A 12177-nucleotide genomic window follows, 5' to 3' on the forward strand; every position below is an offset into this window, starting at 1 on the left:
GCAACTCCGGGGGGGACATAGTTGTGACCACAGATCAAATTGCCAATGCCAGATCATATATTCCAAGCGACGCAGACTGGACCCTGATTTACAAAGTCCTGCCGGGTGAGGCCGAAGTCGCGAACCCTGCTGTCATCAATCCACATTTTGAGTGTATCGAAGTGACCGGAAACACGGTCCTGCCCGCTAAGGGCATGTATGTTGTGCTGCGCGGTGTCGTTCAGTTGCGTCAAAATGGGCAACCGCTGGCCAGCGCAGATGTGGGCGATTATTTCTACGAAGAACACCTTCAGATCTCGGACATACCTGTCAGCCTTGAAGCACTTGCATTGGACGGCACATGTTTGGCCTATTTGTCGAGCGATAACTGGCGGAAGATACCGGAAGAGGTACGCAAACCCTGTTTTGCCACCATGTTCGGGGATTTGGTGAGCGTCCAGTTGCAGAATTTTCAGCAACCAATCAACTGTTGCAGCGTGACAGCCGCAGCGCTCAGCATGTCTGCGCTTGGGTTCAGTTGCGAGGTGAATGACATTTTCCGCGAATGCGCACTGCCGTCATCCTTTGTGGTGAATGACGGTATCTCGCTGGGGGAACTGTTTGACGTCGCCTGCACCTACATCCACTCGCAAGGGCTTCGGGACCGGGTTCAGGTTCAGGCCTATTTCATGGATGAAGACACAACCAACGTTCCCCTGCTGCTTGAGGCAATCGACGAATCCAATCGGCTGGGCGGAGAAAACGATATTCTAGTGGCGAATTTTCAGGTCGGTGTCGCCCATGGCAAAGAAAATATGCCAGGTGGCCATTTCGCCGTCATCGCCAAATGCAACCCAAGCACCGGTCTGGTGCATATGATGGACGTGCATCCTGAAAAATACGGCAAGCTTTGGGTCACAACGATCGAACGGCTGTGGAAGGCCATGTCGGACCGCGATGGAACCTCGATGCGGTCTCGGGGCATTCTGCGCTTCTCGGCACGCGCTGCGGTCAAAACCCACCTGAAAACGTTCAAACAACGATGCAACTACGTCGACAGCACGCGCTATCTGGCGAAAGATCCCAAAAAGCGCCGCAACCTGTTCCGCCGGGCGACGCCCAACATGAACTCGCTGGGTGTGCTGGCGGAAAGCCTGGCCATTCACGGCGACAACCGCGTGGACGAGGATGAGTTGCTGCGGGCGACCGAGGCCTCGTTCACCGAGGCCGTCAGCCGGGTCGCCACTGCAAAAGACATGCACGAAATGGCGGAAAAATACCTCAGCCAGTCTGAAAACGTGCATCTTGGCAGTACGTTCCAAAGCTTTGCTACCCGCAAGGACACATCGATCCAAACCCCGCAGGATTGGTTCAAGGAACAGTTGAAAAGCCTGAATACCAACAAAGATCGTCACCTGATGATCAACATCGATTTCAATCGCGTCACCGGGATCGAAGCGATCCGTTCGCCGGAAAACGTCTATCGGGAAACTGCCCTGCTGGAAGAGTTCTGGTGTCTTTGCATTGCCTATGACGAAAACACCGATGTTGTCACCATTGTAGACATGAGCCCCGCGACCTCTCAGGTCTGGCAAGCTCCACGCGGCAATATTTTTCGTGGCCTACGCGATCTGGAAGACCCCGCATTGGTGATGATCGAAGAAATCGACCCGCCCGAGGACCCAAGCGATGTTGTCAGTATCCTCAAGCACAACACGATGGTTCTGTTTTATGAAGATGAAGACCCCTGGTCCTATATGCTGCGCAGCATTCTGTCGAATATCGGCGCGACTACTGTCAAGCAAATCGACGTAGGCGGACGCGATCCCAATATGATCCGGATGCGGCGACAACTGGTAACGCTTGGTGAGCGACCAGACGTGCCGTATTTGTTTTTCCAAGGAGAGTGCATCAGCAAAAGCGAAGAGCTGGAAGACATAGTGGACATGATCCGGGCCGGCGAATTGCAGGCCAGGATGCGCAAAGAAGGACTGCCAGTTTCCGACCTGAATGAAACACCAAGCCTTGAGAAGAATCCTTTCGGCTATCCCAAAGGGGTGATGAATCAGGTCAACGTGGGCAAGCGCAACGTATTGTTGTGCGCCTGCGGCTCGTCTGCGGCAGATAAAATCCCTGAACTTGTCGAACGCATCGTCGATGCCGGGCACAACGTGAAACTGATCCCCTCGGTCTCGGCCGAAAAGTTCTTTCGCGATTTCGGGGCCGAGAGGATCGACGCCAAGATCACCCATCACGATTATTACCGCGACGATGATGAGTGGAATTTCCGCTATATGAAGTTTGACATGCCAGTGCGGGCCTCGCATCTGGCGCTGTGCGACTGGGCCGATTGCGTCATTGTGGCCCCTATCACCTGCAACACGATGGGAAAGGTGGCCAACGGTATTGCTGACAATCTTCTGACCTCGGTCTTTGTGGCATGGCAATACCAGAAGAAACCGGTGATCCTTTGCCCGGCTTGCAACACGAATATGTGGAACAACATCACCACGCAGAACAACGTCGACAAGCTGAAGACGCTGGGTGTCGACTTCATCGGTCCGCGCGAAGGGCGCTTGTCAAATGGTCGGATGGGTATCGGCATGATGGCCACGCCTGACCAGATCATGGAGGCTTTGGCAGACGCCTTCGAGGAGTTGGACGACCAGAAATACCGTGTCTGCAAATGGGCGCGCGAGGCCGCCGCCGCGGATGACATCAACGAATGGAGACGCGTGTTCCGCGCCATCGACGAAGGCATCGTCGGGGTCAATATCGTAGACGAAGCGCATGGCGATTCCTTGTTGCATTACGCAGCCGGTGGCGAAGGTGAACTGAACGAAAGCGGCCATGATCTGGGCAAACCGGACTATGAAGCTGCCCAGGACCTGATCAAACGCGATATCGACGTCAACATCGTCAACGATCACGGGTTCACTGCACTGCATGTGGCGGTAATGAACAAAGCGCCCAGGATGGTTGAAATCCTGCTGGGGGCCGAAAACATGGACGCGACCTCGTGCATCGATTTTGTGCAGGGCATGACGATCGAGCCCGAAATCCGAACCATGCTGGACAACTGGGCGCGCGATCACAACGTGAAGGTTGCTGACCCGGAAGAAGGCCGCGATGAAAGCTTTGTGGCGGTGCAAGAGCCGACATATCTGTATTTCACATATGGTTCGCTGAAACAGGGATTCCCGAACCACGAAGCGCACAGCAAAGTTCTAAACGACTTCGTGGGTCCGGCCCGCACTCGGCAACCCATGCCGCTGATCGTCCCGAAAGAGCCATTCTGTGACAATCCGAACTGCGGATACCTGCACCGTATGGCCACGCTTGTGGATCAACAAGGTATGGGCAAACAGGTCAGTGGTGAGGTCTATCGCGTGACGGAATCCGGCTTGCACGAGCTGGATAAGCTGGAAGGGTATCACGGTCCAAATTCGACCGAAAACGTGTATGTCCGCAAGAAGATCAATGTGGTCGTGAACGGTGTGATGAAGCCCGCATACGCCTATGTGATCGCGGAGCCAGAGAAATACCTGAAGAACTTGCGCGACGGCACGTCAGAGATGGTCAGTGATTACACGCTGGACATGGCGCAGGGCGAGCCAAAACCGGGGTTTGAACCTGTAGCTTAACCGTCTTGCGTGCTGATTGGCGGCGGCTCAGGGCTTTCCTTCAGGCTGAGGTTGTAAGCCGTGATCGCCACCATGCACAGCAGCACAAACGGCCAGAAACTGGCCTTGGGAATAAGATTGTCCCGATAGTGGATGATCCGCAGCGACGGCACCGCCTCGGAGGCGAATAGGTACGTGTTGACCGATACCGCCAGCAACATGAAATACATCAGGAAAAAGAACGACTCCATGTAGATCACGGGCGAGCCGGCAAAGCCTTCGCGCAGCTGCACATGCGCCAGCAGGATCACGAAGAACAAAACCGAACAGGTGCCGATCACGCTGGACGTGCTGAAATCATGCCTCTCGGCCAAACCCTCGCGGCGGGTGACGGTCATGACCGCACCGAACAGCAACATCATCACAACGATCAAGGGGACCATATGAACGATAAACGCATTGCCAAAATTGCGTTTGATGACGAAATTATAGTGCAACTCAGGCGCGTTGGTTTGATAGGCGTTCTGGCCGATGCCCAGCGTTGTATCCAGATTTGACAGTTTATAGTCGAAATAGGTGTTTTCCCGCTCCCACGTACCCATCACGATTTGGTTGTCGATCCCAAAAATGTCGTCCGGCCCGGTTGCCGGATAGGCCTCGAAATCGGGAACCAACGCGACGGCATCCTCAAACGAGGACGGCCAGAACCGCACCCAGACCGTTTTGTGATCAAAAGGGTAACTTGTGTAATCAAAGCTCTGGCGCAGGGTTTGTTCGAAATACCAACCCACCAATACGCCGTCGGGTTGCGGCAGTCGGTACGCCTCGGCGATCAGACCGTTTGCACTATCTACTGCTTCGGGCAGAAGAAACCCGACCTCATCCTCATTCGGGAGGATCTGGTCATGCACGCCCGTCTCATAGTGCTGCCAGATATAACCCGTGACCTGAACATCGCTGGCCCCCAGAAAACTGAATGACTTTATGAAAATCCCTGTCCGCACATAGTAGTCAGGCTCCACATCCAGCTTACCCAGATATGAGTCTACTGCGGCCTGATCTGGCAACTGCGTCGGATCGCCTTCGAAATGGTTCAACTCGATCCAGAGTTTCAACAAAAGACCCGCCAGCCCAAGGGTCAGCAGGCCAGAGATAAGCCAAACCTTCTTCTCGACGCTCATTCAGCCTCCTGCCTGTTCCGTCAGAAAATCAGCGGGCCCCAGCAGGGATTGAGTAATTCCCATCTCGGCAAACTCGGCTTGCAGATTGGCAAAACTCTGATGTTCGCGTGGCAGGATGCCAATTTGCCCGCATTCCGCCAAAAAACGCGTCTGGCGGATGGACAAATCGACCATTGGCAAAGGTTCCCCTGCCGTAAAGGCCGCCAGCCCATCCGCATAGTCATTCGCCGCTTGCCAATCACCTCGCGCCAGCATGACTGCGCTGGCATCGGGGTAAAAATGCAGATGACTATGGCCGACACACCCTTCTGCGATAATCTCAGCCCCCAAATTCAACAGGCGCATTTGTTCATCCGGGTCGGTTTCGGCCATCGCCAACGCCGAAAGTGCTTTGGGCCCTACAAAATTCCGCCCATGTTCCAGTGCAATCTCAACCGCCCGTCGGCCTGTTTCCAAAGCCTGATCCATTTGCCTAGCATAAACCTGCGTGCGGGCCAGATGCTCCAGCGCTTGTGCCTCAAGCCGTTTTGCCCCGACACGCTCAGCAATTTCGGCCGAAACCCGGAATGCTTCTAGCGCTCGATCAAGATCGCCCAAAAACGTTTCGGCCACACCCAGGCAGGTCTGAGCCACACATTCGGGCACAAAAGCAAAATACTTCTGCGAAACTTCGATGGCTTCGTTTGCGTCTGCGCGCCCCTGCCCGACATCCCCCGTGTAGCTGCGCGCGACGCTCAGGTTGTGCAGATTGGCCGCCAAATCCCGAACCAGCCCCTTTTCACGCGCACGGTCAACAGCTTGCGTGTAAAAGCCAGTCGCCGTTTTCATGGTGGCTTTCATGAAGTTGGCATCACCAAATCCGCTGAGCGCCCCCACTTCAAGGCGAACGGAATCCAGTTTGCGGGCCAGCGTGAGAGCCCGCTCATTCGCACTCAGTGCTTCCTTGTCGCGACCCAAGGGGAAATACACATTGCCGCGCACATAGTTGATCTGGGCCACGTCCCGTTCGGAGCCAGCACGCTCAGCCGCAGCTTCAGCTGTGTCCAGCGCCTCAAGCGCGTCCTGATACAGGCTGGCCTGTCGCGCTGCCTGTGCAAGGCCAATATGCGCCCGGCTAATTTGCTCATCCGTCTCCGCAAGACCCGCCGCGTCCCGGAACTCCTGCAAAGCTTCGTTAGACAGGCCCTGCAGACGGTGCGTCTCACCCCGTGCACACAGCAGGTCAAACCGGACGCCTGCGGGTGACGGCAGTTCCAAAGCGCGTTCGATCAACGGGCTGGCGTCGTCGAACCGGAACGCGTGAATCAGCTTGTCGGCTGCGTCCAGATAGGCTTGCGCCGCGTTGTTGGCACCCGCCCGGTCCAGATGCTGTGCGCGCAGGGTCGCATCACGATCTTCGAACCATTTGGCCGCCTGTCGATGCAAGCGCGCGCGTTCGGATTTAACCAACGTGGCATAAGATCCGTCCCGGATCAGCGCGTGCGCAAACATAAGGTCTGCACCTGCCTCTCGTATCAGGGCCGAGCGGATCAGATTTGTGGTATCCAGATGCCCTTCGCCGAGAATGTAATTCAGAACCTCGGGTGAGAAGCTCTGCCCCAGCACTGACGCCGCCTGAATGGCGCTGCGGCTTGTGCGATCAAGTGCATCCAAACGTGACTGCACGATGCCTTGGATGCTTCCGGGAACCGTTTCCTGCTTGAGCACATCAATGTTGCGCAGCAACTGTTCCAGGAACAGAGGGTTGCCACCGGCGCGTTTGACGCAAGTGTCCAAAAGCTCGGGATCGATGGCAGTAAATTCTTCGACCAGCTGCCGCGCCTGGTCCTCCCCCATTGGGGCTAACTCTAGTTTAGAGACAAGCGCGCCCTCTGTGGCCATTTGCCAGTCTCGATCGATCGGGTCCCCTTCAACCCGACTGGTCATCATCAAGACACAAGGGATTTGCCGCGTTACTGCTGCGATATGTGCGCAGGCTGCGAGAATGTCGGGTGACGCCCAATGGATATCTTCGATCTGGATCAGCAAGGGTGCGTCTTGACTGCGGGCCATCAACAACTCATCAATGACCTGCCTGCGCCCACGCAACCGTGTCTTGTTGTCCATGACGGCATAAACCTCGGCCAAACCCGGATCTTGCTCAAGCTCAAGTAAAGCGTTGAGATGCGCTGCATTAGATGGGCTGACCCAGCCTTTGGCGACCGCTTCCTTGGCCACGGCGGCGCCAGTTTTTGCCCCATCCGACGGATCAAGTCCCAGAACACTGCGGGCCACGGACTGAATGGCCGAGTGCCCTTCACGCGCACCAAAGTCCATAACAACGCCATTGTGGATCGAATAGCACAGGCTTTTGGCCAGCTCGGCCACCTGCTCGGACAAATGCGTCTTGCCGATACCCGGTTCGCCCAGAACCACGTGGACTTCGCCTTCGCCGTGCCGTTTGCAGCGGTCAAACGTTGCCGAAAATAACGACATCTCACGATCGCGCCCGATGAACTTATGCCGTCTTGTCCGAATGTTCCGGGCCAAACGGTCCAGACGCCAGACTTCGACGGGTTCATTCAATCCTTTGATATCCTGCACACCGATAGACTCGCCTACAAACAGCGGACCCAAGGCGCGTTGGATGTCGTGAGAAACAAGCGTTTCTTCACCTTTTGAGATGTCGGTCAAACGCGAGGCTAAATTGACCCCATCGCCGGTAACAGTGTATTCTGTGTGCGCCTGGCTGCCGGTTGTGCTGGCAATGACCTGCCCCGAAGCAATACCGATATGACAGGACAGTGGTGGTGTCAGTGTTGGCAATACTGCATGTATCTCGGCCGCCGCTCTGGCTGCCCGTTCTGTGTCATTTGTATGTGATATCGGCGCGCCAAAAACAGCCATGACCGCATCGCCAATATGCTTGTCTATGCGCCCCCCATATTTCTCAACAACATTGTCCACTTTGCCAAAGAACTGGTTGAGCAAAGCGTGCAAATCTTCGGCATCCAAGTCACTGGACATTTTTGTAAACCCTGTAAGGTCAACAAACATCACGGTGACCTGCCGTCGCGCAGGTTCTATAGACGCCGCAGTGTCTTGCATTGTTGCTGCTTCAGCCACATCAAGAGTTTCAATGGCACGCAACAACCTTCGACGATCACCAACCGCAGTGACCCCGATTTCAATTAAGTCTTCTGCCGTCAAGTCTGGCAGAATGGAAAAATCGATCTTGTTGTCTAGAAAGGCTTGTGCGTAGTCAGATAATCCAATTGCGCTTAGCCACTTGCTCAGGTCCTGAGACATGTCGCCCCTCTGAAGTCCCCCTACTTCAAATTTAGGTCTAGCACGGGCGTTAGGGTTGAGTCTGCAAAAACCAAATTAAATTATGAATATGTGTGTGTTTAATTTTGGCGATGGGTAGTTTTGGCAGCGACATCCAAGTCCACAGTCCAGTGGACTGTTTGTAGATCGAACGGGCTGGTCTGGGATTTTCTGACGCTGGTTGCGGGAGCAGGATTTGAACCTGCGACCTTCAGGTTATGAGCCTGACGAGCTACCGGGCTGCTCCATCCCGCGACACTTTGCGTTGGTCTACCGCCTATTCGGCTACTTGAGACCGTTTGTTGGCCTATCGCTTACGCTGCTTGAGGCCGGGTAGTGTTCTTTTCATCGTATTAGAGAGATTGTTGGGCTTTTTCTAGGTTTGGCGGTGACCTACTCTCCCGGGGCTTAAGCCCAAGTACCATTGGCGCGGCAGTGCTTAACTTCCGGGTTCGGTATGGGACCGGGTGTTTCACTTGCGCTATGACCACCAAACCGAGGAAAAGCCCATGTCGACTTTCTTGCGGAGCAAGAAAGCGACGGGTGGCAGGCAGCGTATTCGCTTGCGAATGCGCGGTGCCACTCGGTTGTGTTTATCAACCAACAGTGCCGCTTGGTGCGACACGGTTATCCAAACCAAGGTCGGTGTATGCTTTTGGTTTGATTTGTCTTTCTGTTACTGGATCAAATCAAGCCTATCGGGCGATTAGTACCGGTCAACTGAACGCATTACTGCGCTTACATCTCCGGCCTATTGACGTGGTGGTCTTCCACGGCCCTCAGGAGACCTTGTTTTGAGGGGGCTTCCCGCTTAGATGCCTTCAGCGGTTATCCTGTCCGATCATAGCTACCCAGCACTGCCGTTGGCACGACAACTGGTCCACCAGTGGATCGTTCACCCCGGTCCTCTCGTACTAGGGGCAACTCCTCTCAAGTCTCCTACACCCACGGCAGATAGGGACCGAACTGTCTCACGACGTTCTAAACCCAGCTCACGTACCTCTTTAAACGGCGAACAGCCGTACCCTTGGGACCTGCTCCAGCCCCAGGATGAGATGAGCCGACATCGAGGTGCCAAACACTGCCGTCGATATGGACTCTTGGGCAGTATCAGCCTGTTATCCCCGGCGTACCTTTTATCCGTTGAGCGATGGCCCTTCCACTCGGGACCACCGGATCACTATGGCCGTCTTTCGACTCTGCTCGACTTGTCAGTCTTGCAGTCAGGCTGGCTTCTGCCATTGCACTCAACGAGCGATTTCCGACCGCTCTGAGCCAACCTTCGCGCGCCTCCGTTACGCTTTAGGAGGCGACCGCCCCAGTCAAACTACCCGCCACGCAGGGTCCCGGATCCGGATAACGGACCGCGGTTAGACATCAAGAGTGCGAAGGGTGGTATCTCAAGGGAGGCTCCACGGATACTTGCGTTTCCGCTTCAAAGCCTACCACCTATCCTGCACATCACAATCCTGATGCCAGTGCGAAGCTGTAGTAAAGGTGCACGGGGTCTTTCCGTCTAACCGCGGGAAGCCTGCATCTTGACAGGCAATTCAATTTCGCTGAGTCGATGTTGGAGACAGCGGGGAAGTCGTTACGCCATTCGTGCAGGTCGGAACTTACCCGACAAGGAATTTCGCTACCTTAGGACCGTTATAGTTACGGCCGCCGTTTACCTGGGCTTCAATTCAAGGCTCTCACCTCTCCTTTTAACCTTCAGGCACCGGGCAGGCGTCAGACCCTATACGTCGTCTTGCGACTTCGCAGAGCCCTGTGTTTTTAATAAACAGTCGCCACCCCCTGGTTTGTGCCCCCAGCCCCTAGTTGCCTAGGAACCGGGCCTCCTTCTCGCGAACTTACGGAGGTATTTTGCCGAGTTCCTTCAACATCGTTCTCTCAAGCGCCTTGGTATGCTCTACCAGTCCACCTGTGTCGGTTTAGGGTACGGTCTGATGGAGGGCTATTTCCAGGAACCACTCAGCAGCCCAATCAATCCGATAAGATTGAACTACACCTGTGATCCGTCACATCCTCCTGGCCTAGGAATATTAACCTAGTTCCCATCGCCTACGCCTTTCGGCCTCGGCTTAGGGCCGGCTTACCCTGCTCAGATTAGCTTTAAGCAGGAACCCTTGGACTTCGGCGAGAGTGTCTCTCACTCTTTGTCGCTACTCATGTCATCATTCTCACTAGTGATCTCTCCACCGGATCGCTCACGCGCCGGCTTCATCGAAAGAACTCTATCCTGCGCTACCGCCTATTCGGCTACTTGAGCGCGCTTACGCGCACCACATAACCGGCGGCAATACAGGATGAGTTCTATGTCACACTACGCTCTGCTACCATGCCTTACGGCATCCTAAGCTTCGGCTCATGGCTTGAGCCCCGTTACATCTTCGCCGCAGGACAACTTATTTAGACCAGTGAGCTGTTACGCTATCTTTAAAGGATGGCTGCTTCTAAGCCAACCTCCTGGTTGTTTTGGTCGTCCCACCTGCTTTCCCACTTAGCCATGAATTGGGGGCCTTAGCTGTAGGTCAGGGTTGTTTCCCTCTCCACTACGGACGTTAGCATCCGCAGTGTGTCTGCCATCTAGTACTCCCGGGTATTCGGAGTTTGGTTAGGATCAGTAAGCCTGTGGGGCCCCATTACCCATCCAGTGCTCTACCCCCCGGGGTATTCGGATGACGCTCTACCTAAATAGATTTCGCAGAGAACCAGCTATCTCCGAGTTTGATTGGCCTTTCACCCCTAGGCACAGCTCATCCCGATCCTTTTCAACGGATGTGGGTTCGGTCCTCCAGTAAGTGTTACCTTACCTTCAACCTGGCCATGCCTAGATCACTCGGTTTCGGGTCTGATCCCACGAACTCATGCGCCCTATTAAGACTCGCTTTCGCTACGCCTACACCTAACGGCTTAAGCTTGCTCGTGAGACCAAGTCGATGACCCATTATACAAAAGGTACGCCGTCAGATCTCGAGGATCCTCCGACTGATTGTAGGCGTTCGGTTTCAGGTACTGTTTCACTCCCTCGTCGGGGTGCTTTTCACCTTTCCCTCACGGTACTGGTTCGCTATCGGTCAGCAAGGAGTACTTAGCCTTCGAAGGTGGTCCTCCGATCTTCAGACAGAATTTCACGTGTTCCGCCCTACTTAATACGTCCATCAAAGCTTCCTATACGGGGCTGTCACCCGCTATGGCCATGCTTCCCAACATGTTCTAGTCACTTATCTGGCTCGGCTGGTCCCCGTTCGCTCGCCGCTACTAGGGGAGTATCAATTGATTTCCTTTCCTCCGGGTACTTAGATGTTTCAGTTCCCCGGGTTTGCTCTTAAAACCCTATGTATTCAGGTCTTAAGTACTTGGTTAAACAACATATTGATTAGCAAAACTAACAATATGAAGCTTTCAAGTGGGTTGCCCCATTCAGAAATCCATGGATCAAAGCTTATTCTCAGCTCCCCATGGCTTATCGCAGAGTATCACGTCTTTCATCGCCTCTTGCTGCCAAGGCATTCACCAAACGCCCTTCTCGCGCTTGATTTGATCCAGAAAAAGACTGGATTTGCAAAGCAAATCCATGGGTCGGAAGCTGGAACAACCAACCCCTTTTCCTGAACCAAAAGCATACTTTCCCGCCTTCCATCCTGGAACCCATGCTGCCGATGTCGGTCGGCCCCACATGGAGAATGGAAGACAATGCATAACCGTTAAGTTATGCGGGTTAGTGTACTTGACTTGGACAACTCTGTTCGTTTCAGCCGGGATATCCAAAGAGGGACGAGGAAACATCCCAAATCGAACCTCCTCCGAAGAGGACCAACTGAGATCAACGCCTCACTCGGCGCGATCAAACAGTGTTGATTGATTTCTCTCTATACGATGTCAATTGACGTCCGATTGGACGGCTAAACACTCAAATCAGTGCTTAACGGTCAAATCGAAGGAAAGTGGTGGGTCGAGGAGGACTTGAACCTCCGACCTCACGCTTATCAGGCGTGCGCTCTAACCACCTGAGCTACCGACCCAGCTGATTTTGCTTCGCAAAATCGGCGTCGCCCGACAGGCTCTTTTCAAAGAAAAGATGC

The 12177-nt window shown here is 54.5% G+C and carries 3 protein-coding genes, 2 tRNA genes and 2 rRNA genes; 1 reads left to right on the plus strand and 6 read right to left on the minus strand.

Features of this window, described 5'->3' with window-relative positions; genetic code table 11:
• Positions 1–23: 23 nt before the first annotated feature.
• The gene (locus ACR3EH_RS10395) at positions 24–3623 is read left to right on the plus strand and encodes a flavoprotein (protein ID WP_171648540.1); all 3600 of its coding nucleotides are present in this window, start codon (positions 24–26) and stop codon (positions 3621–3623) included.
• Here ACR3EH_RS10395 and ACR3EH_RS10400 read toward each other — a convergent pair.
• From ACR3EH_RS10400 to ACR3EH_RS10425, 6 genes are all read right to left on the minus strand, one after another.
• Positions 3620–4783 (minus strand): hypothetical protein, encoded by a 1164-nt coding sequence (locus ACR3EH_RS10400; RefSeq protein ID WP_171096638.1) that lies wholly within the window; start codon positions 4781–4783, stop codon positions 3620–3622. The two genes, ACR3EH_RS10395 and ACR3EH_RS10400, sit on opposite strands and share 4 nt — an antisense overlap.
• Positions 4784–8071: an ATP-binding protein gene (locus tag ACR3EH_RS10405; RefSeq protein WP_171676394.1), complete on the minus strand. Its 3288-nt coding sequence runs from the start codon at positions 8069–8071 to the stop codon at positions 4784–4786.
• Between the two features lie 196 nt (positions 8072–8267).
• Positions 8268–8344 (minus strand) — tRNA-Met (locus ACR3EH_RS10410).
• Positions 8345–8469: 125 nt separating this feature from the next.
• Positions 8470–8584 (minus strand): 5S ribosomal RNA (rrf, locus tag ACR3EH_RS10415).
• 190 nt (positions 8585–8774) lie between these two features.
• Positions 8775–11633: ribosomal RNA gene (locus ACR3EH_RS10420) — 23S ribosomal RNA — on the minus strand.
• Positions 11634–12040: 407 nt separating this feature from the next.
• Positions 12041–12117, minus strand: a tRNA-Ile gene (locus ACR3EH_RS10425).
• Positions 12118–12177: the final 60 nt, after the last annotated feature.

The organism is Ruegeria sp. BG7 (assembly GCF_056535685.1).